The sequence below is a fragment of the Streptomyces sp. NPDC090032 genome, assembly GCF_044748025.1.
In the GTDB taxonomy this organism is placed as follows: domain Bacteria; phylum Actinomycetota; class Actinomycetes; order Streptomycetales; family Streptomycetaceae; genus Streptomyces.
In genome coordinates, this window is sequence record NZ_JBIVFF010000010.1 from 192,983 (window position 1) to 215,742 (window position 22,760).

The window sequence follows — 22,760 nt, forward strand, 5'->3', positions numbered from 1 at the left end:
GACCCCTGTCCCGGCCCGCCCCTGTGGCAGTGAGGGCAGCCGCCCCCGGCCCTGCTACTTCTCCGTGACGCCCGCCGAGTCGAACGTCGCCACCTCGTGCATGGCACGGGCCGCACTCTGGACGATCGGCAGGGCGAGAAGTGCTCCCGTGCCCTCGCCGAGGCGGAGGTCCAGGTCGACCAGGGGGCGCAGGCCCAGCTTGTTCAGGGCCGCGACATGGCCGGGCTCCGCGCTGCGGTGGCCCGCGATGCAGGCCGCCAGGACCTCGGGCGCGACGGCGCGGGCGACCAGGGCGGCCGCTCCGGCGCTGACGCCGTCCAGGATCACTGGGGTACGCAGTGACGCGCCGCCCAGGAGGAGGCCGACCAGCGCCGCGTGCTCCAGGCCGCCGACCGCGGCAAGGACGCCGATCGGATCGGCCGGGTCCGGCTGGTGGAGGTCGAGCGCGCGGCGGACGACCTCGACCTTGCGGGCGTGGGTCTCGTCGTTGATGCCCGTGCCGCGGCCGGTCACCTCGGACGGGTCGACGCCCGTGTAGACCGAGATCAGGGCAGCCGACGCCGTGGTGTTGGCGATGCCCATCTCGCCGGTGAGGAGCGCCTTGTTGCCGGCCGCGACGAGATCGCGGGCCGTCTCGATGCCGACCTCGATGGCCGCCTTGACGTCCTCGCGGCTCAGCGCGGGCCCGGTCGTCATGTCGGCGGTGCCGGGGCGGACCTTGCGGGGCAACAGGCCCGGGGTCGCCGGGAGTTCGCTCGCCACGCCCACGTCGATGACGCAGACCTCGGCGCCGACCTGGTTCGCGAACGCGTTGCAGACCGCGCCGCCGCCCAGGAAGTTGGCGACCATCTGGCCCGTGACCTCCTGCGGCCACGGGGTGACGCCCTGGGCGTGCACGCCGTGGTCGCCCGCGAAGATCGCGACGGCCGCGGGCTCCGGGATCGGCGGCGGGCACATCCGGGACAGGCCGGACAGCTGCGCGGAGATGATCTCCAGCATGCCGAGCGCGCCGGCGGGCTTCGTCATCCGCTTCTGCCGCTCCCACGCCTCGCCGAGCGCCTTGGCGTCCAGCGGGCGGATGTTGGAGACGGTCTCGGCGAGCAGGTCGTGCGGGTCCTCGCCGGGCAGGGCGCGGCGGCCGTACGTCTCCTCGTGGACGACCCAGGACAGGGGGCGGCGCTTCGACCAGCCGGCCTGCATCAGCTCGGGCTCGTCCGGGAACTCGTCGACGTAGCCCACGCAGAGGTAGGCGACGACCTCGAGGTGGTCGGGCAGGCCGAGCGTGCGGACCATCTCGCGCTCGTCGAAGAAGCTGACCCAGCCGACGCCGAGGCCCTCGGCGCGGGCCGCGAGCCACAGGTTCTCGACGGCGAGCGCGGAGGAGTACGGGGCCATCTGCGGCTGCGTGTGGCGGCCGAGGGTGTGGCGGCCGCCGCGCGTCGGGTCGGCGGTGACGACGATGTTCACCGGGGTGTCGAGGATGGCCTCGATCTTCAGTTCCTTGAACTGCTTCGCGCGGCCCTTGGGGAGGGACTTGGCGTACGCGTCCTTCTGGCGCATGGCCAGTTCGTGCATCGTGCGCCGGGTGTCCGCGGAGCGGATGACGACGAAGTCCCAGGGCTGCGAGTGGCCGACGGACGGCGCCGTGTGGGCGGCCTCCAGGACGCGGAGCAGCACGTCGTGCGGGATCGGGTCGCTGCGGAAGCCGTTACGGATGTCGCGGCGCTCGCGCATGACGCGCAGGACGGCCTCGCGCTCGGCCTCGTCGTAGCCGGGAGCGGCCGGGCCCGCGAGGTCGTCGGCCGGGGCCGGCAGCATCTCGGGGTTCACGTCCGCCACGTCCGCCACGTGCTGGGCGGCAGTGTCGGCGGAGTCGACGTCGGCGGTGTGCTCGGTGGGGGCGGACTCGCGGGGTGCGGGGACGAGGATCTCCGGCTCGCCCTCCACGACCGTCTGCTCCGCTTCCGCGGTGACGGGCTCGACGGCCTCGGGAGCCGTCTCCGGCTCCACCACGTCCGCGTCGACGGGGGTCTCGGCGACGGCCTCGGGGAGAACGGGCGATGCCTCGGCGGGCGCCTCGAACGCGTCGGGCACCTCAGCTGTCCCGGGGACCTCAGAGATCCCTGAGAGCTCGGAGGCCTCGGGGGCCTCCGGGATCTCAGCAACCTCAGGAACTTCAGCGGCTCCAGCGGCCTCGTACGTCGCCTGCGGCTCGTTCATCGCGTGCGCTTCGTGTGTCTCGGGTACCACGTGGACTTCGTGTGCTTCTTGCGTTTGGGGGACCTGGTCCGCGACGGGTGTTTCGGGGGCCTCGTCGATCAGGACGGGGGCCGGGGCGGCGGGCGCCGTCGGTTCGGGCGACTCGGCCGCGGGCTCGGGCAGCGGCGGCACGACCATGTGCTGCGGCGGCGTCGGTGCCAGGTGCGGCGTGGTCGGGATCATCCCCTCGACGGGCACGAACTGGCCGAGCGGCTGCGCCGCCTGGTCCGCCGGTCCCTCGGCGGCGGCCTGCGGGAAGTGCTGGCCCTGAACTGCCTCGGGCGCCGGTGCGAACTGACCGGAGTGCGGGTCGACGGGCAGCTCACCGGGGTGCGCGGCCATCTGCTGAGGTCCCGCGTAGGCGGCCACGGGCTCGGGCTGCGGCGCGAACTGGGCACTCTCGGGGCCCTGTGCGAACTGCACACCGTTCGGAGCCGAGGAGTAGTCGAAGGCGTACTCGGTCGGCGCGGCCTGGTCCTCGGCGAACAGATCGCCCTCGGGAGCCGCGGCGTACGCGGGCACCGCCTCGGGGGCGGCGGACTCCGGGGCTGCCGAGCCCTCCGCCGGCTGCGTGGCCTGCGCAGCATGCAGGTCCTGCATGTCTTGCATGTCCTGTGGGTGCTGCATGTCCTGCGGATGCTGCGGCGCCTGGGCGAACACGGCGGCGTCGCCGACGGTCTGCTGCGTCGGGGCGGCCGGTGTGGCGGGAGTGGCGTCCGGGACGACCGTTTCTGCTGCGGCCTCCGGTGCGAACTCCGCGGCGGGGGTCTCGAAGCCCTGCTGCGGCGACTGCGCGCCCCAGGGAGCGGCGCCCTGTGGCGGGATCTCACCGAGCTGCGGCGCCGGGGCGCCCGTCTCGTCGCGCGGGATGTCGAGGTACTCGGGTCCCGTGGTGGGCGGACCCGCCTGACGGACCGGCACGGGGCTCGGCGGCGTGTGGGCCGGACCGCGGTCGGCGAGCGAGCGTACGGGGCTGCCCGTGCCGTCCGGCACCGGCGGGCCCATGTGCAGCGGGCGACGCGCGGGCGCGGGGTGCGGGGCGGGCGAGGGCCCCGGCACTCGGACGCCGTTCAGGTCGACCTGGCCGCTGTCCCGGCCCGCTGTCTCGTGCGGGCCCGGCTCGTGCGCGGCGGGCATCGGGGCGGCCTGCGGCTCGCCCCAGGCGCCCTGTGAACCCGGCATCAGCAGCAGATCGTCTTCTTCGGTGGGGGTCGCGGAGGGATCGAGGAAGGTGTACGCACCCGGGGCGGGGACGCCCGGCTGTTCCACCGTGCCTGCGTTCTCCGGCAGCCCCTCGCCCGGAACCTGGCCGGTGTCGGTCATGCGTACCCCTCGCCCATCGGTTAGTGCTTCTTCGGCAGCCCCCGGCCGTCGGCCGGGGATGCGACCCCAGTGACCGGAGCGGCGCACCGACCACCCGCCATGAAGAACGAGCGTGAGTGCCGTGCGGCACGAGCCGGCTGAGGACAACAGGTATTGTCCCGGTCGGCCGGCTGCCACCGCACCTGGATCGGGCACGGCCCGCTGTGGACTGCGCCACGTTGCGCATCCTCCGGTCCTGCCGTACCACACGCACCCCAAAAGTGGCGCGTTTTCCGGACATTGACCGACGGAAAGCCGGGCGTCCAGGTGCAGTACAACGATCGGCCAGCCTACCGCGCGCCCCGGAGCGACGGGGTCACGGGTTGCGGTCGGGCAACTCCCCGGAGAGCAGGAACCCCACGGTCCGCTCCTTCTCGGTCCAGGCGCGAGTGTCCAGTTCGACGGACTGCAGGAGCGAGCACTCGACCCGGTAGCCGTGCTCCGTCAGGTCCCTGCCGATGAGTTCGGCGGCATCGCGTGTCGCGGCGTGCGTCACGATGCGTTCGGGACGCCGGTCGGCGACCGCGGAGACGACGGCGGCTCCCCCGCCCCCGATGCGTACGACATCGGGTTCGGGCAGGTCTTCGAGGATGTGGGGCGCCGTGCCGTGCACGATCTGCGGCTGCACGCCGAAACGGCGGGCGGTGGCGAGGGTGCGGGCGCAGGCGTCGGGGTCGCGGTCGACGGCGATGACGGCGGCGCCGAAGCGGGCGGCCTCCGCGGTGAAGGCTCCGCTGCCGCAGCCGATGTCCCAGACGAGGTCGCCCACGCGCGGTCCGGTGCGGGCGAGTTGGGCGGCGCGCAGCGGCTCGGTCTCGCCCTCGCCGAGGCGGCCCCCGTACTCGGCGGCGGGCAGTGCCCAGCCGCGCGCGCCTCCCGCGGGGGCGCCTCCGGCGAGCCAGGCGCTGTCGTCGGACGGGGCGGTCGGGCCGCCGATGACGATGACGACGTTCGGGTCGCGCCAGCTGTGGTCGGCTGCCCTGTCGCTGGTCACGACGGTGACCCGCTCGCGGTCGGTGCCGAGTTCCTCGCAGATGACGAAGGTGCGATGGACGCCTTCGAGGAGCAGCCCGAGTTCGGCGGGGCCCGCGCCGGGCGAGGTGAGGACGGCCACCTTGGGGTGGGCGCGGCAGACGTTGACGGCGCGGCGCAGGGTGCGGCGGTGGGCGACGACGACCTGGGCGTCGTCCCAGGGCATGCCGGCGCGGGCGAAGGCCTGTGCCACGGAGGAGACGGCGGGGACCACTTCGACCTCGAGGCCGAACTCGCGCGCGCGCAGGGTGCGCACGACACCGAAGAAGCCGGGGTCTCCGTCGGCGAGGACGACGGCGGTGCCACGGTGGGCGGCGATGCGGCGGGCGGCGAGCGCCACGCTGCCGAGCCTGATCCGCTCGGCGCGGCCGGGCACCTCGGGCAGGGCGAGGTGGTGGCCCGCGCCCGCCACGAGGGTGGCGGCGCCGAGCGCGGAGCGTGCCGCCGCGGTCAGGGGCGAGCCGTCCCAGCCGATCACCGTGACCCGGTCGGCCATCGTCGTCAGTCTCCTGGGGGTTCTCGCGGGTCGAACGGGCTCGGTGAGCGTACCTGGTGTACCTGGGTGCGGCCGCTGGGGTCAGTTCCAGTCCGAGAAGGCCGTGTATCCCCCGGTTTCGGCGAACTCGTCGGAGACGCCGTCGAGGTCCTCGGGCAGCAGGCTCCACACGATGAAGTCGGTCCGCAGCTCTTCCCAGCCGCCGTCCTCGGTACGGGTACGCGCTATGCACGCGTTGCGCAGGACGCCCTCGCTGATGCAGCCGATCTTCTGGGCGACCTGCTGGGAGGCGGTGTTGTCGGCCGCGGTGCGCAGCTCCAGGCGCTCGAGCCCCTGGTCGCGGAAGAGCCAGCGGGCGGTGGCGAGCGCCGCCTCGGACGCGTAGCCCTCGCCGCGGGCCCAGGGGGCGATGATGTACGACAGCTCCGTGGATCCCACGTGCCAGTTGGTCTTGCCGAGCTGGACGATGCCGACCAGGCGCTGGGTGAGGAACTCGGTGACGGCCAGGTCGAGACCGCGCCCCGCGATGCGCTCGGTGGGGGCGTACCTGGTGATCCAGGTGCGGGCCTGGTCCTCGGTGTAGGGCTGGGGCACGGAGGTCCAGGCGGCGACCATCTCGTCGTTCATCATCTCGGCGAGGGCGGGGGCGTCGTCCTCCTCGAGGGCGCGCAGGACCAGCCGATCCGTGCTGATGGAGATGTCCGGGAAGCCCCGAGTACCAGTAGTCATGGCGCCGCTCCGTAACCTTCATGGCCTGGTGAAGTGCCCAGCATGCAGCATGCAGGCACGTAACTGCACCACGGGGTCCTCTCCCGGTTGCGGAAGAGGACCCCGTGGCGCTCAGGGCGGTGTCACCCTGTGGTGACCGGAAGCACCGAGCCCTGGTACTTGTCCTCGATGAACTTCTTCACCTCGGGCGAAGTCAGCAGCGTGGCAAGCTTCTTGACCCTGGGGTCGTCCTCGTTGCCCGTCTTGACGGCGAGGACGTTGTTGTACGGGTTGCCCTTCGCGGACTCCACGAGGATGGCGTCCTTCTTGGGGCTCAACTTCGCGTCGAGGGCGTAGTTGTTGTTGATGACGGCCGCGTCGACGTCGGCCAACGAGCGGGGCAGCTGGGCCGGTTCGAGCTCCTTGAAGACGAGCTTCTTCGGGTTGGACGCGATGTCCTGCGGGCTCGCGTTCGCGCCGGCGCCCTTCTTGAGCCCGATGACCCCCTTGGAGGCCAGGAGTTCGAGCGCCCGGCCTTCGTTGGTGGTGTCGTTCGGCAGCGCCACGGTCGCCCCGTCACGGAGCTCGGTGACGTCTTCGACCTTCTTGGAGTAGACACCCATGGGCGGCAGGTACACCTCGGTGACCGCGCTCAGCGTGGTGCCCTTGGACTTGTTGAAGTCGTCCAGATAGGGCTTGTGCTGGTACAGGTTGGCGTCGAGGGTGCCGTCCTGGAGCGCGGTGTCCGGCAGGACATAGTCCGTGAACTCCTTGATCTCCAGGTCGAGTCCGGCCTTCTTCGCCAGGTGCTGCTTTACGTACGTGAGGACTTCGCCGGCCGGCGTCGGGGTGGCGCCGACGACGAGCTTGCCGCTCTTGTCGCCGGAGCCGGACCCCGAGTCGCCGGACCCGCAGGCCGTCAGGCCGAGCGCGAGGGCTCCGGCGATGACGGCGGCGGGAATCGTTGCGGTGCGCATCGTGGCGATCAGAAGGAGGGAAGGACGGAGCCGGCGTACTTGTCCTCGATGAACTTCTTCACCTCGGGCGACGTCAGCAGCTTCGCGAGCTTCTTCACGCGCGGGTCGCTCTCGTTGCCCTTCTTCACGGCGAGGACGTTGTTGTACGCGTTGTTCTTCGTGGACTCCAGGATGAGGGCGTCCTTGGCCGGCTTGAGGTCGGCACCGATGGCGTAGTTGCCGTTGATCACCGCGGCGTCGACGTCCTGCAGGGAGCGCGGGGTCTGGGCCGCTTCGACCTCCTTGAACTGGAGGTCCTTCGGGTTCTTCGCGATGTCCTGCGGGGTCGCGGTGGCCTCGGAGCCGCTCTTGAGCGTGATGAGCTTGTTGGCGGCGAGGAAGCGCAGGGCGCGGCTCTCGTTGTCGGCGTCGTTCGGGAGGGCGATGGTGCCGCCCTTCTTCAGGTCGCCGAGCGCCTTGGCCTTCTTGGAGTAGAGGCCGAGCGGCTCGAGGTGGACCGTGGCGACCGACTCGAGGTGCGTGGCGTTCTTCTTGTTGAAGTCCTCGAGGTACGGCTGGGTCTGGAAGTAGTTGGCGTCCACGGACCCGTCCTCGGTCGCCGTGTTCGGCGTGACGTAGTCGGTGAACTCCTTGACCTCGAGGTTGAGGCCTTCCTTCTTCGCCAGGTGGTCCTTCACGTACTCGAGGATCTCGGCGTGCGGGACGGGCGTCGCGGCGACGACGAGCGGGTCGGAGGCCTTGGCCTTCGTGTCGCCCTTGTCGGAGCCGCAGGCGGTCAGGCCCAGGGTGAGGGCGCCGGTGGCGAGGACAGCAGCGGTGATCTTGGTGGTGTTACGCACGAAAAGTGCCTTTCTCCATGGGTGGTGCAACCCGCCGGGTGGGACGGGGAGACAGGGGACAGCAGGTCAGCAGGTCAGGGGGTCAGGGAGCCAGCGGGTCAGCGGGTCTTGGCCGGGGCGGCGTCCGCAGTGGCGGGGCCGCCGGGCAGCAGGCCCGCGAAGGCGCGGAAGCGGAGGGGTTCGCCGCCCTTGCCGGCCCGGCGGTGCAGGACGCGGGCTCCGCTGTCGCCCGCGAGCTGGATGACGGCGATGGTGACGGCGAGGACCGCCACGATGATCCACATCAGCTCGGTCTCGAAGCGCTGGTAGCCGTAACGGATCGCGAGGTCACCGAGGCCGCCCGCGCCGACCGTGCCGGCCATCGCGGAGTAGCCGATGATCGCGATGATCGTCGTGGTGGTGGCCGAGATCAGCGACGGCAGCGACTCCGGCACGAGGACCTTGCGGACCACGGTCCAGGTGTTGCCGCCCATCGACTGCACGGCCTCGATCAGACCGCCGTCGACCTCACGCACGGAGGTCTCGACGAGCCGTGCGAAGAACGGGATGGCGCCGATCGCGAGCGGCACGATGGCGGCCTCGCGGCCGATGGTGGTGCCGACGATCCAGCGCGTGAAGCCCATCAGCGCGACCATCAGGATGAGGAAGGGCATCGAGCGGACGACGTTCACGATCTGCCCGATGACCTTGTTCAGCACGGCGCTCTGGAGCAGGCCGCCGCGGTCCGTCAGGACCAGCAGGACGCCGAGGGGCAGACCCGCGACGACGGCGATCAGCGTGGACCAGCCGACCATGTAGAGGGTGTCCCAACACGCCTGGGACAGCAGCGGCTGCATCTCCGACCAGGTCACTTGGTGACACCTTCCTTCAGCAGTACGGGCGCGCCGCCCCGATGTCCGTGGATCTCGACCTGGAGGCCCTGCTCGCGCAGGAAGCCGATCGGTACGACGTTCTCGTCGAAGCGGCCGGGCAGCTCGATGCGCATGCGGCCGACCTGCTTGCCGGCGACGGTGTCCATCGCGGCGCCGAGGATCGAGATGTCGATGTTGTACGTGCGCGCCATCTGCGAGATGACCGGCTGGGTCGTCGACTCCCCGTGGAAGGTGACGTCGATGACCGTGCGGTCCGGGCCGCTGGCGTCGCCGCTGACGGGGAACAGTGCGGCGGCGAGCTCGGAGCCGGGCGTCGCGAGCAGTTCACCGACCGTGCCCGACTCGACGATCTGTCCGCGCTCCATGAGGGCGGCGGAGTCGCAGACCGTCTTGACGACGTCCATCTCGTGCGTGATGAGCAGGACGGTCAGGCCGAGCTGCTGGTTGAGGTCGCGCAGGAGCTGGAGGATGGAGCGGGTGGTCTCGGGGTCGAGGGCGCTGGTGGCCTCGTCGGAGAGCAGCACCTTCGGGTCGCCGGCCAGGGCGCGGGCGATGCCGACGCGCTGCTTCTGGCCGCCGGAGAGCTGGGCCGGGTAGGACTTGGCCTTGTCGGCGAGGCCGACCAGGTCGAGGAGTTCCAGCGCCTTGCGGGAGCGCTCCTTGCCCGACTTGCCGAGGATTTCGAGCGGCAGCTCGATGTTGTCCTGGACGGTGCGCGAGGACAGCAGGTTGAAGTGCTGGAAGACCATGCCGATACGGCTGCGGGCCTCGCGCAGCTCCTTGCCGGCGCGGGAGCCGCGGCCGACGAGGGCGGTGAGGTCCTGTCCGGCGACCGTCACGGTGCCGGAGGTGGGTCGCTCCAGGAGGTTGACGCAGCGGATGAGCGAGGACTTGCCGGCGCCGGACTGGCCGATGACGCCGTACACCTCGCCCTCGCGGACGTGCAGGTCGACGCCGTCGAGGGCGGTGACCTCTCGACCGCGCGAGCGGTAGACCTTGGTGAGGCCCTGGGTGGTGATCACGTGGGATTCCGTCACTGTCGATGGCGCGGCGCGGGTGAGCGCCTGCGGCGGGCATTCATGGTCGGGATCGGCCTGGACGCAGCACGGTTCTCGCTGTGGCGGTGGAACCGGGGGAGACTGTGCGCGGGGCGGCCCGGTCACGTACGGCATGAGCACGGACTGGGCACGGCGTTTCGCTTCGGGGCGCGAGAACAGGCGTTGCGGGGGCCCTCAGAAGGCGCACATTCGACACATACAACGAGCACCGGGCGTCATCGTCGCCTCGGTCGCAAGGGTGCGGCTGCTCGTCGTGGTCATGCGAAAAGTAAAGCAGAAGTACGCCCGGATCCCCGAACCGCTGTCCGAATAGCGGACAGCCCTGGACGGCGGCCGGCCCGGCTCGGCCAGGGTCCGAGTGACCCGTGTGGCCAGTGCGGCCAGGGGCAGGAGCTAGTTCCCGCCTCCGTCCGCGCCGGGCACCGCAGCCGTCACGCTGTGGCCAACGCCACGGTGACGGGGGCGCGCGCACCGGGCCTTTTCGGCCGTAATAGGGTCTCGGCATGCTTGATGCCCTGACGGTCGCGACCGCCGTAGCCGCGCTCGCGCTCGCCGCCTGGTGCGGCTTCGCCGCCTATCGCGACCAGCCGACCAAGGACTGGCACTTCATCGGCATGGCCGTGGTGTCGCTGCTCGCTGCGGTGCAGCTGGTCGTCGGCAGCGTCCAGCTGGTGCGGGGCGAGAAGCCGGACCAGGGCACGACGATCTTCGTGGCCTATCTGCTCGGCGCGTTCGCATGCATCCCGGCGGCCGGCTTCATGTCGCTCGCCGAGCGCACCCGCTGGGGTTCTGTGACGGTGGCGGCCGGCGGCATCGTGCTGGCCGTCCTGCAAGTGCGGCTCTACGACATCTGGGGAGGCTGAGGTGTCCGTGACCTCACAGAGCGAGAGCGGCAGCAAGCCGCAGAGGCTGACCAGCGGCCCCGGCACGCTGCTGGTGTGGCTGTACGGCGTGATGGTGGTCGGCGCGGTCTCGCGCTCGGCCGTCCAGATCTCGACGGACTTCGGCCACGCGCCGCTCGCTTACTCGCTGTCGGCGCTCGCGGGCCTTGTGTACGGCTTCATCACGTACTCGCTCGTGCGCGGCGGGGAGAAGGCCCGCAAGGCGGCGCTGGTGTGCTGCGCCGCCGAGCTCGTGGGCGTACTGACCGTGGGCACCTGGACGCTGGCGGACCCGTCGGCGTTCCCGGACGCCACGGTCTGGTCGGACTACGGCATGGGCTATCTGTTCATTCCGGTGCTGCTTCCGGTGACCGCCATGTTCTGGCTCAACAAGGCGCGCAGGGCTACGCGCTAGCAACGAAGGCGCTCGCTTCGGCGTCCTTGGAGAGCGTCACCAGGGTGAGCCGCTCGTCGACGCGCTTCGTGGCTACCGCGACATAGCCGTGCTTCCGGTAGAGCCGCAGGTTGTGCTCGCTGCGGTGGCCGGTGAACAGCTGGAAGCGCTTGGCTGCGCCGTCCCCGCCGAGCTTCGCCTCGACCGCGTCGAGGAGCCGCCCGCCCAGGCCGTGGCGCTGCATGCGCGGGTGGACGACGAGCTTGCCTATCCGGGCCGTGCCGTCCGCGTCCACGGCGCCCCGCACCGCGGCCACGACTTCCTCCCCGAGCCGGGCCACCAGGACCGTGCCGCCCGCGAGTTCGGCCCTGACCGAGTCGAGTGGTTCCGTCAGCGGTTCGATGGAGTAGTCGCCGTAGATCTCGGCCTCGCTCTGGTAGCAGAGGTACTGCAGTTTGAGGATCTTCTCGGCGTCCTGCTCGGTCGCCGCAGAGATGATCACGCTCATGCCCATGTGTGCATGCCTCCCGCTCACCTGCTCCGCCGGTTGTCTATCGCTCCTTTCCCCAGGGTTCAGGAGCCGCAACCTCTGCCGCCAGCATTCTGCGCAGGCATCCCAGACATCTGGAACGTTCCGGACCGAGGCTGCCCTGTGAGATACCCAACTCCCCTGCGATCTCGCGGTACGTGAGGTCCTGTGGCGACAGAAGCGCGGCCACGACGCGGGGGCAGCGCCCGGGCAGTCTGCGCACGGCGGCGTGCAGCGCGCGGTGGCGGTCACCGGCCAGCGCCCGCTGTTCCGGGCCGTGTTCGAAGGCGTCGGCGGGCTCGGTGGCGTACGGGATCTCCCGCAGCGCGGCGTGCCGGGTGCGGCGGGCCTCGGACTTGACCGCGGCGGTGAGCCAGGCGGCGGGGTCGGCGGGCGGGCCGTCGGTGTCGATGCGCTCCAGCAGCCGCAGCCAGACGGCCTGTTCGAGGTCGCCGGGTTCGGCCGCGCCTGCGTGGGCCTCCGCCGAGACCTCGGCGGCGACGAGCGGGCGCAGCGTGTCGATGACCGGGTCGTACGTCATGCCGGGCGGGACGCGGCCGCCCGGGCGTGCGGTTGCCGGGGCGGCCGCGCGTCACCCCAACCGGGGCCGGGGTGCGCGGTGTTGACGGCGTACTGACGGAGGTCAGGCCTTCAGGAAGTCCTCGCGGGCGAGGAGCGCCGTGTCGCAGTTGTCCGAGAAGATGCCGTCGATGCCGGTCGCCAGATAGGCCTTGAAGGCGCCGAACGCGTCACCGTAGGCGTTCGGGTCGGTTCCCTTCTTGAAGTCGGCGGGCAGGAAGGTGTTCTCGTTGCGCATCGTGTACGGGTGCAGGATCAGGCCCGCGGCGTGCGCGTCCTTGACGAGCGTGGTGGGCGCGAGCAGCTTGCCGTCCTTGTCCTTGGGGATGACGAGGTCGAGCGTGGGGCCGATGCCCTGGGCGTAGGAGGCGATCTCGTCGAGGCCCTTGGGCGTGATGAGGTCGGCGACGGTGCGCGGGTCGCCGGCGTCGACGAAGTCCCAGGGGCGGGAGTTGGCGGTCGACAGGAGCACGACGAGCGGGTTGTCGACCAGCTTGTTCAGGCGCTGGATGCTGGTCGGCTCGAAGGACTGGAGGAAGACCGGCGAGTTCTTCCGGTGCACGCCGTACTTGCGCAGCAGCGTGGCGACGCGCTCCTCCAGGCCGAGGCCGAGCTTGCGGAAGTACGTGGGGTGCTTGGTCTCGACGTGGATCCACACCTCCTTGCCGCGCTCGCGGCTCTGCCGCTCCCGCCACTTGAGGACCTCTTCGAAGGTGGGGATCTCCCAGCGTCCGTCGTAGAGGGTGTTGCGCTGGCGGTTGGCCGGGATGCGCTCCTTGGCGCGCAGGGTCTTCAGCTCGGCGAGCGTGAAGTCCTCGGTGAACCAGCCGGTGGTGGCGACCCCGTCGAGGCTCTTGGTGGTCTTGCGACCGGCGAACTCGGGGTGCGCCGACACGTCGGTGGTCCCCCCGATTTCCGGCTCGTGACGGCATACGAGGTGACCGTCCTTGGTGGGCACCAGGTCACCCGCCTCGATGACGTGCGCGCCCATGTCCAGGGCCAGCTGGTACGAGCCGAAGGTGTGCTCCGGCCGGTAGCCGCTCGTACCGCGGTGGGCGATGACGGTGGGTACGGGCAGGCTCTTGTAGCCACCGCCGCCGTGATGTCCGCCACTGCTCCGCTCGTCCGCGCTCGCCACGCCGGGCGCGCCCAGGACGGCTCCGCCCGCGCCGAGCACCGCCGCACCCAGTACCGAACGGCGGTCGAGCTGCGACCCCCGGGACTCCTGTGACTTCCGCATCCCCATTGAGCACTCCTCCCACATCGCTGCCTTGCACCTGTCAAAGCGCACCGATCGTAGGTGTGCCGGAGTGACCAGTGGGAGACCTTGGACCGAACGGACGGGTGATGCGGGGTGACTCCTGAGCGCCGCGTGAGGGCCAACGGAGCGTAAATACTGGTCAACACTGCGTATCGAGTGCGTGAACCCGATGTGCAACGGGCCGGGGGCCGCGAGTATCGTCCTCACCTGCACAGACTTCAGCTCATCCAGCCACGGCTTAGGCCGCCACCCCTTGACACCGGAGGGCCCGTTGTCCCGTTTCGCGTTCATCAAGGCAGTGCTCTCACCGATCATGCGCCTGATGTTCCGCCCCCGGGTGGAGGGCGCCGAGAACATCCCGGGCACCGGTCCTGTCATTCTCGCGGGCAACCACCTGACCTTCATCGACTCGATAGTGCTGCCGATCGTCTGTGACCGTCAGGTCCTGTTCATCGGCAAGGACGAGTACGTCACCGGCAAGGGCCTCAAGGGCCGTGTCATGGCGTGGTTCTTCACCGGCGTCGGCATGATCCCCGTCGACCGGGACGGCGCCAACGGCGGTGTCGCGGCGCTCATGACCGGCCGCCGCGTCCTGGAGGAGGGCAAGGTCTTCGGGATCTACCCCGAGGGCACCCGCTCCCCCGACGGCCGGCTCTACCGCGGCCGCACCGGCATCGCCCGGCTGACCCTGATGACGAACGCGCCCGTCGTCCCGTTCGCGATGATCGGCACGGACAAGCTCCAGCCGGGCGGCAACGGCTTCCCGCGGCCCGGCCGCGTCACGGTCCGCTTCGGCGAGCCGATGGAGTTCTCCCGCTACGACGGCATGGGCCGCGACCGCTATGTGCTGCGCGCCGTGACGGACTCGGTGATGGCGGAGGTCATGCGCCTGTCCGGCCAGGAGTACGTGGACATGTACGCGACCAAGGCGAAGGCCGCCTGAGCGGGTCGCACTTGGGCCGGTAGCACGTGAGCCGGTAGCACTTGAACGTGACGAAGGGCCGCACCCGGTGGGTGCGGTCCTTCGTCACGCGTATGGCCGTCTGGTCGCCCGCTGAAAGTGCGTCATCCGTACGGCCGCGTCGTCATCCGTCCGGCCGCGTCCGTCACGGGTGTTCGACGCCGTCCTCCAACTTCTGGCCGCGCAGCAGGAACCACGCCGCCACCGCCGTCGCGAGGAGTACCGCCGCGCCGATGCCCGCGGCGGCCCGCAGCCCGTCGACGAAGGCGCCCTGCGCCGCCGAGAGCAGTTCGCTCGCGGTGTGCGCGGGCAGCGCCGAGGCGGACTCGACCGCTCCGCCCAGGGATTCGTGGGCAGCCGACGCCACCTCCGCCGGGGTGCCTGCCGGGGCCGTGAAGTCCCGGTAGACGCCCGTGACGATGGAACCGAGCAGGGCGATACCAAGGGCCGCGCCCAGTTCGTACGCCGTCTCGGAGACCGCGGATGCCGAGCCCGCCTGTTCCTTCGGCACGCTGGAAAGGATCACGTCGGCCGTGACCGTGAACGAGAACCCCGCGCCGACGCCCACGATCAGGAGCACGGTCCCGAGCAGCGGATAGCCGGTCGCCTGGCTGAGCCCGGTGAGCCCGGCCAGGGCGAGGCCCACCGCGGCGAGACCCCCCGCGACGACGGAGCGTACGGAGAACCGGCGCGCGACCGTACCGGCGACCAGTCCGGCCCCCACCGCGCCGATGGCGGCGGGCAGTTCGGCGAGACCGGCCTCGAACGGGCCGCGCCCCTGGACCAGTTGCAGGAACTGGGAGAGGAAGAACACCAGACCCGAAAGGCCGAGGATCGTGAGGAGGTCGGCGAGGACAGCCGCCGAGAATCCGCGATGACGGAACAGCCGCATGTCGAGGAGCGGCGCGGGCAGCGTGAGCTGACGGCGGACGAACCACGTCAGAGCGGCCAGTCCGAGCACGCCGGACGCCGGCACCTGCCAGCCGAGGCCGTGCGCCGCGGCCTCCTTGACCGCGTAGACGACGCCGATCATGCCGACGAGGGACAGGACGACGCTGATCAGGTCCCACGGGCCGGCGACCGGATTCTTCGACTCGGGCAGCAGCTTGATGCCGACGAGGACGAGGACCGCCATCACGGGCAGGTTGATCAGGAAGACCGAGCCCCACCAGAAGTGTTCGAGCAGGAATCCGCCGACGACGGGACCGACGGCCGCGCCCGCCGAGGCCGCCGCACCCCAGATGCCGACGGCGAGGGAACGCTCGCGCGGGTCGGTGAAGATGTTGCGGATCAGGGCGAGGGTCGAGGGCATCAGGGTGGCGCCCGCGACGCCGAGCAGGGCCCGGGCCAGGATCATCATCTCGGGGGTCGTCGCGTACGCGTTGAGCACCGAGACGGCGCCGAACGCGACGGCGCCGGTGAGCAGCAGCTTCTTGCGGCCGATGCGGTCGCCGAGGCTGCCCATGGAGACCAGAAGTCCCGCGATCACGAACGAGTAGACGTCACCGATCCACAGGAGCTGCGTGCCGGTCGGCTCCAGGTCCTCGCTGATGTACGGCGTCGCGAGACCGAGCACCGTCGCGTCGACCGCGACCAGGAGCACCGCGAGCACGAGGACGGAGAGCGCGAGCCATCGTCCTCGCCCGGGCCTCGGCTCCACCTCCGCCGCGGATGTGCGCTGGTGTGTGCTGGTCATGGTTCCACTCTCCGTCTGGCGCCGCCGAGCAGCAGCTCGACGATCATGTGTTGGAAGTCCTTGGCGGCCACCCGGCCGTCCTGTACGGCCCATGCGCCCCCGCCGATCAGGCTGTAGAGCGCCTCCGTGAGCCACGCGGGTGTCAGATCGATCCGGAACTCGCCGCGCTCCTGGCCGCGCGTGAACAGTGCGGCGATACGGGCGTCGAGCCGGGCCCAGCCCTCGTTCTGCGATTCACCCTCGAAGAGCTGGTTCTCGGTGACGAGGAAGGCGAGGAGTCCTGCGCACGGCTGGATCTCCGCCACGAGCCGGCGTACGGCTTCGTCGGCGCCGCCCTCGTCGAGCCGGGCCGCGTCGAGGGCGGCCTCGCACTCCTGGATCCCCAGCTCCTCCAAGGCCCTGACGAGTGCGTCCCGGCCCGCGAAGTGCCGGTGAAGCGTGGCGCGACTGAGGCCCGCCGCCCTCGCGACCTCGTCCATCGTGGCCGTGGCCTTGCGGGTGAGCAGGGCGGCGGCGGTGCGCAGCACCTGTTCCCGGTCGACTGACATGAGACGAGGATAGTCCATGTGAGACATGCTTGTCTCACCATGAGCTCGGATGCCTCATCCAGAGTCGGGCATACAGGGATGAATCATCTGATGGCCGGCGAGGGGCTTGGTTATGGGCGCGGGTCAGGTCTGCCAGGCCTCGCGGCACAGGGCTATGGACGCCTCGTCGAGGTAGCGGGCCGTGGCGAGCCAGACGCGGGCGAACGCGTCGGTGTCCGCTGCGCCGAGCCGGCCGAACCCGTCGCGGCCCCGCTCGGCCGCGGCCCCGCGCAGCGCGTCGAGCAGCTCGGCGGCGGTGGACAGGCCGGCGCGGCGCAGGAGGGCGGTGTCGGGTGGGGTGGTTGGCGGTGCGGTGGTGCCGCGGGGTGCGGTCGCGTGCTGACGGGTGGGCGCTGTGTACGTCAGGGCGCGGCGGCCCGCGACGACCACCTGTTCCGTGCGGCGGCGCAGGATGTGGAGGGGCGCGGAGGGGGTGGGGAGTGCGGGGGTGGATGCGGGTTCCGGTCGGGACGCGGAGGTCGGCGTCGTCGGGGTCGTCGGGGTCGTCGGGGTCACGTCCTGGCGTTGGAGGCGGTCGAGGCCGAGGTCGTACCGGCCCGTGGGGAGACCGACGGCGAGGAGCGCGGCCCGGGGGTGCCCGGCGGGAACGAGGCGCGCGATCGCACGGACCCTGGTCCCGGGGGCCGTGGCGAGGAGGGCGAGGTTCTCGCGGTGGGCCAGTTCGGGGTGGTCGTCGGCGGAGGTCAGCCGGACGGTGAGCCCCCCGCACTCGGCCAGCAGGCAGTCGCCACCCGCCTCGCGGGCCACGCCGGTCAGCGTGACGTCGAGGAACAGCAGGTCCTGTCCGGTGGCGAGGGCCCGCGCCGCCTGTTCCGCAACGGGCACGGACCACAGTGCCGCGAGCGGCTCATCGGTCCAGTCGGCTCCCGTGGCGGCCGCGGCCCGCACGCTCCGGCCCGCGCCGAGCCGCCCCTCGGCGGAGACGGTCGCCCCTGAGACCACGAGCCCGGCGCGTGCCAGGTCGCGGTGCGTGAGCGCGGTGTCGCCCATCCTGACGGCGCGGTCCCCGGCGGTCCTCGCCCTGGTCGGCCCTCCGGGGGCCATGTCGGGGACGGTGTAGAGGCGGCCAGCGGCGTCGGCGGTCCAAGTCACCACGCCCGCGTGTCCGGTCGAGGTGAGGACAGGCTCGGTGAACAGCCCGTAGAGCCGCAGCGAACCGCCCGGCGCGTACGCGCGGCGAGCCGTGCCGCGCAGTGCGGCGTGCGCCTCCGGGGTGCCGGGGTGGCGCAGGCCGTGCGCGGTGGCGAGCAACTCCTTGAGGGCGTCGGCAAGTTCGGACGTGCGGTGGTCGGGCTCGGCGGCTCGGACCGCGCGCAGGCCGTTCACCGTACGGATCGCGGCGGCCGCGGGGCGGGGCAGCGCCGCGAGGCGTGCCGAGTGGGCCGCCCTGAGCAGACCGGCCTGGAGCACGGCACCGGCGCCGTCGACACCGGCGTCGAGGACGAGGCCGGCGGCCTGCCACAGGGCTTCGGCTGCGGCTGTCTGGGCCGGAGTGGTGGGCGTAGGCGTGGGGGCTTCGGTAGGTCGGGGTGGGGAGAGCTGGGAGGGCTCGGCAGCGGGTGGGGGTGGGGAGGGCTCGGCGGCGGGTGGGGAGGGCTCGGCAGCGGGTGGGGAGGGCTCGGCAGCGGGTGAGGAGGGCTCGGCAGCGGGTGAGGGTGGGGGCACCTCCGGCTGGGCGGGGCCGGGCCGGGACGGCTGGGCGGAGGTGTCGGTGGGGGCCGACGTGGGCGCATCGGCGGAGGCCGACGTAGGTGCGTCCGCGAGGGCCGACGTAGGCGCGTCCTCGAGGGCCACTGCGGGTGCGTCCGCGAGGGCCGACGTAGGCGCGTCCTTGAGGGCCACTGCGGGTGCGTCCGCGATCGGGGCGAGGGTCGCCGCCGCGGCCCGGTGGACGCAGGCCGGGGCGAGCAGGCAGCTGCACCGGATCGCGTCGCCGACCGCGACCGTGCCGCCGGGAGCGTGCAGTTCCACGAAGGTCTCGTCGTCGACCGCTATCCGGCAGATGCCGCCGTCGGACGTCACCGGTCGCGTGGCGAGCTTCTCGACGGCCGCGTCCAGGCGCTTGCGCAGGCGTGCCGAGAGGGCGGCCACGACAGTGGCGGTGACCTCGGGCAGCACCGGAGGAAGCTGCGGCGTCGGGTGGGACGACGGCTGCTGAGAGTGCGTCGACGTCAACGGATCTTCTCCCCTACCCAGCGGGCGAGTTCGAGCGGGCTGAGTGCGGCGACCGGCATGCCCGCGGCGACCAGTTGTCCCGCGATGCCGGTGGAGTAGCGGGGGCGCCCGGCGTCATCGAGGCTCGCGCAGCCCAGTACATGGCAACCAGCGCCGACGAGTTCGCGTACCTCGGCGAGCATCCCGCCGACGGGGTAGCCCTCCTCGAAGTCGCTGACCACGACGACGAGGGTGCGCGAGGGCGCGGTGACGAGTGTGCGGGCGTGGCGCAGGCCGGCGGCGATGTGGGTGCCGCCTCCGACACGGGCCTCCAGGAGGAGGGCCAGCGGGTCGTGGACGTGTTCGGTCAGGTCGAGGACCGTCGTCGAGAACGCCAGGAAGTGCGTGGACAGCGCGGGCACGCCCGCCAGGACCGACGCGGTGAGCGCCGACCAGATGGTGGACGCCTCCATCGAGCCGGACACGTCCGTGAGGATGATCAGTCGCCAGTCGGCCGAGCGCTGGGCCCTGCCGTGGAACACGGGGTGTTCCGGGATGACGTGGATGCGTCCGTCGTCGGTGCGCCGGGCTGTGGCGAGGTTGGCGCGCAGAGTGCGGGCGAGGTCGAGTCTGCCGCCGGGGCGCCGGGTGGGGCGGGCCGTCGCCGCGCCGGTGAGCGCGGGGCGCAGCCGCGTGGCGAGGGTGCGGGTGAGTTCGTCGACGAGACGCCGTACGAGAGGGCGCAGGGCGGCGAGCTTGGCCTCGGGCAGCCCTCCCGCGTGCTGGAGCACGGTGCGCAGCAGCTCCACCGAGGGGCGTACGGCTTCGGGGTCGAGCGCGGAAACCACGTCCGTGCGGCCGCGGGTGGCCGCGGCGGCGAGGACCTCCTCGCGGATGCCGGGGCCGAAGAGGGCGGTGAGTTCCTCGGCCCATTCGCGTACGCCGGGGTAGGGCGCCTCTCGCCCGCCCCGGCCGCCGGCGCCGCCCGGCAGATCGCCGCGCGCGCCTTCACCGCGGCCCCTCCCGTACAGCTCGTCCAGGGCGGTCGCCAACGGGGCGATGTCCTGCGGGAGTTGGTCCCGTCGGCGCCCGAGTACGAGTCGCCACCGCTCGGCGGGGGCGATCCGGGCGTCACCGGTCGGCGGGACGAGAACGGGGCCGGGGGCGGGCGTGGCAGTAGCAGTGGCAGCGGCAGTAGCAGTGGAAGTGGCAGCGGCAGTTGACGGGGATGCGGCGTGCGGTCGGCCGGACGTGATGTCCGGCGTCGTGGGCAGGAGGTCCAGCGCGGCCAGCGCCTCGCGGGCGGCGAGGTCCGCGGTCGTCCACGCGGCCAGCGTCCGCGCGTCCGTTTCCGGGGGAAGGTCTGCGTCGAGGGTGCCGTCGATGCGCTCCTCGATGACCGTGAGCAGCCGGTCGCGGGCGGCCGGGCTGAGTGTGTCGAAGCCGCCGCGCAGGGCGGGCAGTCGCGCGAGGAAAGGGCTGTCGGGCAGGTCGCCGACGCGGTCGAGCAGCGGGACGAGCGCCTCGGGGGCCGTCTCCAGGAGGGAGCCGGCGGCGGTGAGCAGGCCGCTCAGTCGCGCGGTGAGCTCCGCGCGGGTGCCGGGGTCGGCGGCCGTGTCGACCCAGGACGCCACGCGTACGCCGAGGGCGGTGGCCTGGGTGTGCCCGAGCAGTACGCGCACCGCGGCTGCGGCGCCGCGCATGAGCGGTGACCCGTCGTCGGCGAGCCGCGCCAACGAGTCGGCGAGCCGCATCCCGCCGAACACGTCGGCGCGCCGCGCGAGTTCGACGAGCGCGCGGGCGTCGTCGGAGCCGGCGAGCCCGTCGAGACTACGGACGGCGGCGACGGTCAGCAGGCCGGCGCAATCGACCAGCGCCCGGTGCCATGGGGTGAGGGGGGTGGTGGTCGGTCCGTGGGCGGTATGGGCGAGTGAGTCGGGGACGGGAGCGGCGTCGGCCGACGGACCCGGGGCAGGAGCAGCATGGGCCAACGGACCTGAGGCAGAAGCCTCGCCTGATTCGGTCGCGGAATCGGTGCCGGCATCGGTGCGAGGAGTCGTGGCATGTGCGGTGGGGGGTTCGGCGCTGAGTCCGTTGCGGGGTACGGCGCCAGGGCAGGCGGCGGCTTCAACGCCCGCAGCCGAACCGACGCCGACGCCCGAGCCTGAAGTGGAACCCCCGCCCCAACCCGTAGCGGAACCGCCGGAATCCGAATCCGCAGCCGTGACGGCCGTGCCGGCAGCGGGGTCCATCGTCGGCAGGCCCGCGATGTGGCCCGACCTGAGTCGGTCTGTGAGGTCGAGGCCCGTCAGGAGTTCGGGGAGCGTGCCGATGGCAGGGAGTACGGATGTGACCTCTGCCAGGGCCTCGGCCGCGAGTGCGGGCAGCGCGCACTCGGCCGCCTCGCCGAGCGCGGTGAGCGCCTGCGCCGCGGTCGGCCCGCCCTCCGCGTGGGCGGCCCGCACGCGCTCGCGGAGCACGCCCTCGGCCACCTGCGCCGGCGTGACACCCCGGGTGGTCGCCGTCGTGAGGACCGCCGCGGTGGCGGGTGTCCAGCGCACGGTCCAGCGCGTCGTGAGCGCGTCGGCCCCGCCCGCCCCGCCGACGGACACCTCCTGCGCGTACGGGATGCCGCACAGGGCGAGGCGCCGCAGCAGCACCTCTCGCCTGCGGTCCAGGCCGGAACGCAGGGGGTCGAGCCGTAGCTCCTTCTCCTGCCCACCGCTTGCCGGGCCCGGCAGTCCGAGTGCGGCCAGCTCCGTCTCGACGGCGGGTGCGAGTCCGCCGCGGGGTGCGCCGGGGGCGGCCCGTCCCGTGCGTCCGCCGACGAGGACCCGTTCCAGTGCGCGGGCGACGGCGCGCCCGCGGCCCAGCGGCTCCCCCTGGGCCAGCACGGTCTGGACCGCCTCGACGAACTCGCCGCGGCCCGGTGCGGGCAGCCCGCGCAGACTCGCGAGGTCACCCGCGACGCGGCGGATCTCGCGGGCGTCCGCCGGTCCCGACGGGTGGCCGTCGGCACGCAGTTCATTGGTGACGCGGACGGCACAGCGCAGCGCCGTCTCTCCGACCGCGGCCGGGTCGCCCGCCGACTCCAGGACCTGGTGCTGCCACTCGGGGTCACGGATCCCGGCCGGATATCCGGAACGGGCGTCCAACAGTGCGTACGTGTACGGGATCAGGGAGACGGCACAGTTGGGCACCGCCGACGATCCCGGCTCCGCACCTGACCCGGCCACCGCCGACCCGGCGGGCGTCCCAGGCACCGGCGACTCAGCGGGCGTCCCGGCCGCCGGCTCTCCGGCCGTCGGCCCAGCAGTCACCCCCGCCGACGCTCCCCCGATCGGCTCCCCCGGCGCATGGTCCCGCAGCGCCGCCGCGCTCAACGCGGGCGCGTGGAACGCCCCGATCACCGCCGCCACCCTGCGTCCCCCGCGCGCCGCCTCGCGTAGGCGCGCCCTCATCCACCGTTCCCTGGCGAGATCGAGCAGGTCGACTCCCGGGCCGTCCTGTGCGTCGCGGCGTAGGGCCCAGCCGGTGAGGAGCGCTGCGCGGCGCAGGGCCTGTGGGGTGGCGCCCGGGGCGGGGGCCTCCACGAGGCGGTCCCAGAGGTCGTCGCCGTCGCGGCCGGTCAGCCGTCCACGCACCGCGTCGTCCAGCCGCGGCCGCCTGTCTCCGCCGGCCTGACTGTGGGCATGTTCCGCGGGCCGCGGCGCCCGCGGCTCCCGCCACGCCCGTTCCGCCAGCGGCAGGTCGCACGCGACCACCGGGACGCCGTTCCGTGCGGCCCAGCGCAGCGCAGCGAGCTCCGGCGAGAAGTCCGCGAACGGATAGAACGCCGGGCCCGCCTCCGCCTCCCCGCCGACCACGGCGGCGAGCGCGACCGGCGCCACCGTCTCCTCGTGAGCCAGCCATGGCAGCAACTCCTGTGTCTCGGCCGGGAGTTCGACCAGCAGGACGTCCGGGGCCGCCTCGTCGAGGAGTCGCGGCACGACGGCGGCCAGCGACGGCGCGTGGTGGCGTACCCCGATGAGGTAGGGCCCGTCGGGATCGGTGAGCGCGTCGAGGGCCACGCCCGCGTCGGTGGTCATGATGGA

The 22,760-nt window shown here is 72.4% G+C and carries 17 protein-coding genes; 3 read left to right on the forward strand and 14 right to left on the reverse strand.

The features are described from left to right. Positions 1–54: 54 nt before the first annotated feature. The 7 genes from cobT to ACIPWY_RS25420 form a co-directional block, all read right to left on the reverse strand. Positions 55–3,582 (reverse strand): nicotinate-nucleotide--dimethylbenzimidazole phosphoribosyltransferase, encoded by a 3,528-nt coding sequence (gene cobT / locus ACIPWY_RS25390; RefSeq protein ID WP_393704015.1) that lies wholly within the window; start codon positions 3,580–3,582, stop codon positions 55–57. Positions 3,583–3,937: 355 nt separating this feature from the next. Further along, positions 3,938–5,149 (reverse strand): precorrin-6y C5,15-methyltransferase (decarboxylating) subunit CbiE, encoded by a 1,212-nt coding sequence (cbiE, locus tag ACIPWY_RS25395; RefSeq protein WP_362906009.1) that lies wholly within the window; start codon positions 5,147–5,149, stop codon positions 3,938–3,940. A gap of 81 nt (positions 5,150–5,230) precedes the next feature. Continuing rightward, complete coding sequence (locus ACIPWY_RS25400) at positions 5,231–5,878, reverse strand: GNAT family N-acetyltransferase (protein ID WP_362906007.1); 648 nt, start codon at positions 5,876–5,878, stop codon at positions 5,231–5,233. A gap of 122 nt (positions 5,879–6,000) precedes the next feature. Then, positions 6,001–6,834 carry a MetQ/NlpA family ABC transporter substrate-binding protein gene (locus ACIPWY_RS25405; RefSeq protein ID WP_393704012.1) on the reverse strand — a complete coding sequence of 278 codons (834 nt, stop codon included), beginning with the start codon at positions 6,832–6,834 and terminating at the stop codon, positions 6,001–6,003. 8 nt (positions 6,835–6,842) lie between these two features. Beyond that, positions 6,843–7,673, reverse strand: a complete 831-nt coding sequence (locus ACIPWY_RS25410; RefSeq protein WP_362906002.1) for a MetQ/NlpA family ABC transporter substrate-binding protein — start codon at positions 7,671–7,673, stop codon at positions 6,843–6,845. A 98-nt stretch (positions 7,674–7,771) separates the two neighbouring features. After that, on the reverse strand, positions 7,772–8,524 hold the full coding sequence (locus ACIPWY_RS25415; RefSeq protein ID WP_362906000.1) for a methionine ABC transporter permease: 753 nt from the start codon (positions 8,522–8,524) through the stop codon (positions 7,772–7,774). Beyond that, complete coding sequence (locus tag ACIPWY_RS25420) at positions 8,521–9,567, reverse strand: ATP-binding cassette domain-containing protein (RefSeq protein WP_362905998.1); 1,047 nt, start codon at positions 9,565–9,567, stop codon at positions 8,521–8,523. The genes ACIPWY_RS25415 and ACIPWY_RS25420 overlap by 4 nt, the downstream gene beginning before the upstream one ends. A gap of 539 nt (positions 9,568–10,106) precedes the next feature. On the opposite strand from ACIPWY_RS25420, the gene ACIPWY_RS25425 reads away from it, so the two are divergent. Continuing rightward, positions 10,107–10,466: a hypothetical protein gene (locus tag ACIPWY_RS25425; protein WP_362905996.1), complete on the forward strand. Its 360-nt coding sequence runs from the start codon at positions 10,107–10,109 to the stop codon at positions 10,464–10,466. 1 nt (position 10,467) lies between these two features. Next, complete coding sequence (locus ACIPWY_RS25430) at positions 10,468–10,899, forward strand: hypothetical protein (RefSeq protein ID WP_362905994.1); 432 nt, start codon at positions 10,468–10,470, stop codon at positions 10,897–10,899. Here ACIPWY_RS25430 and ACIPWY_RS25435 read toward each other — a convergent pair. The 3 genes from ACIPWY_RS25435 to ACIPWY_RS25445 form a co-directional block, all read right to left on the reverse strand. Then, complete coding sequence (locus tag ACIPWY_RS25435; protein ID WP_393704008.1) at positions 10,889–11,392, reverse strand: GNAT family N-acetyltransferase; 504 nt, start codon at positions 11,390–11,392, stop codon at positions 10,889–10,891. The two genes, ACIPWY_RS25430 and ACIPWY_RS25435, sit on opposite strands and share 11 nt — an antisense overlap. 37 nt (positions 11,393–11,429) lie before the next feature. Beyond that, the gene (locus ACIPWY_RS25440) at positions 11,430–11,948 is read right to left on the reverse strand and encodes an RNA polymerase sigma factor (protein WP_393704006.1); all 519 of its coding nucleotides are present in this window, start codon (positions 11,946–11,948) and stop codon (positions 11,430–11,432) included. 102 nt (positions 11,949–12,050) lie between these two features. After that, positions 12,051–13,232, reverse strand: a complete 1,182-nt coding sequence (locus ACIPWY_RS25445; protein ID WP_393704004.1) for a glycerophosphodiester phosphodiesterase — start codon at positions 13,230–13,232, stop codon at positions 12,051–12,053. A 184-nt stretch (positions 13,233–13,416) separates the two neighbouring features. Here ACIPWY_RS25445 and ACIPWY_RS25450 point away from each other — a divergent pair, with 184 nt between their 5' ends. Continuing rightward, positions 13,417–14,190, forward strand: coding sequence for a lysophospholipid acyltransferase family protein (locus ACIPWY_RS25450; protein ID WP_389548390.1), 774 nt, complete (start codon positions 13,417–13,419; stop codon positions 14,188–14,190). A gap of 163 nt (positions 14,191–14,353) precedes the next feature. Here the strand turns inward: ACIPWY_RS25450 and ACIPWY_RS25455 are convergent, their stop codons facing one another. From ACIPWY_RS25455 to ACIPWY_RS25470, 4 genes are all read right to left on the reverse strand, one after another. Further along, positions 14,354–15,904 carry an MFS transporter gene (locus ACIPWY_RS25455; protein WP_362905988.1) on the reverse strand — a complete coding sequence of 517 codons (1,551 nt, stop codon included), beginning with the start codon at positions 15,902–15,904 and terminating at the stop codon, positions 14,354–14,356. After that, on the reverse strand, positions 15,901–16,452 hold the full coding sequence (locus ACIPWY_RS25460; protein WP_362905986.1) for a helix-turn-helix domain-containing protein: 552 nt from the start codon (positions 16,450–16,452) through the stop codon (positions 15,901–15,903). The genes ACIPWY_RS25455 and ACIPWY_RS25460 overlap by 4 nt, the downstream gene beginning before the upstream one ends. A 123-nt stretch (positions 16,453–16,575) precedes the next feature. Next, a complete protein-coding gene (locus ACIPWY_RS25465; protein ID WP_393704001.1) occupies positions 16,576–18,687 on the reverse strand; it encodes a hypothetical protein in 2,112 nt (703 codons plus the stop codon). Beyond that, on the reverse strand, positions 18,684–22,754 hold the full coding sequence (locus ACIPWY_RS25470; RefSeq protein WP_393703999.1) for a DUF5682 family protein: 4,071 nt from the start codon (positions 22,752–22,754) through the stop codon (positions 18,684–18,686). The genes ACIPWY_RS25465 and ACIPWY_RS25470 overlap by 4 nt, the downstream gene beginning before the upstream one ends. Positions 22,755–22,760: the final 6 nt, after the last annotated feature.

What these genes read in the sequence shown, in the direction of transcription:
- ACIPWY_RS25450 (WP_389548390.1), top strand. Translation starts at nt 13,417, where the DNA reads ATGTGCAACGGGCCGGGGGCCGCGAGTATCGTCCTCACCTGCACAGAC.
- cbiE (WP_362906009.1), bottom strand. Translation starts at nt 5,149, where the DNA reads ATGGCCGACCGGGTCACGGTGATCGGCTGGGACGGCTCGCCCCTGACC.
- ACIPWY_RS25435 (WP_393704008.1), bottom strand. Translation starts at nt 11,392, where the DNA reads ATGGGCATGAGCGTGATCATCTCTGCGGCGACCGAGCAGGACGCCGAG.
- ACIPWY_RS25445 (WP_393704004.1), bottom strand. Translation starts at nt 13,232, where the DNA reads ATGGGGATGCGGAAGTCACAGGAGTCCCGGGGGTCGCAGCTCGACCGC.
- ACIPWY_RS25400 (WP_362906007.1), bottom strand. Translation starts at nt 5,878, where the DNA reads ATGACTACTGGTACTCGGGGCTTCCCGGACATCTCCATCAGCACGGAT.
- ACIPWY_RS25440 (WP_393704006.1), bottom strand. Translation starts at nt 11,948, where the DNA reads ATGACGTACGACCCGGTCATCGACACGCTGCGCCCGCTCGTCGCCGCC.
- ACIPWY_RS25405 (WP_393704012.1), bottom strand. Translation starts at nt 6,834, where the DNA reads ATGCGCACCGCAACGATTCCCGCCGCCGTCATCGCCGGAGCCCTCGCG.
- ACIPWY_RS25455 (WP_362905988.1), bottom strand. Translation starts at nt 15,904, where the DNA reads ATGACCAGCACACACCAGCGCACATCCGCGGCGGAGGTGGAGCCGAGG.
- ACIPWY_RS25470 (WP_393703999.1), bottom strand. Translation starts at nt 22,754, where the DNA reads ATGACCACCGACGCGGGCGTGGCCCTCGACGCGCTCACCGATCCCGAC.
- cobT (WP_393704015.1), bottom strand. Translation starts at nt 3,582, where the DNA reads ATGACCGACACCGGCCAGGTTCCGGGCGAGGGGCTGCCGGAGAACGCA.
- ACIPWY_RS25425 (WP_362905996.1), top strand. Translation starts at nt 10,107, where the DNA reads ATGCTTGATGCCCTGACGGTCGCGACCGCCGTAGCCGCGCTCGCGCTC.
- ACIPWY_RS25460 (WP_362905986.1), bottom strand. Translation starts at nt 16,452, where the DNA reads ATGTCAGTCGACCGGGAACAGGTGCTGCGCACCGCCGCCGCCCTGCTC.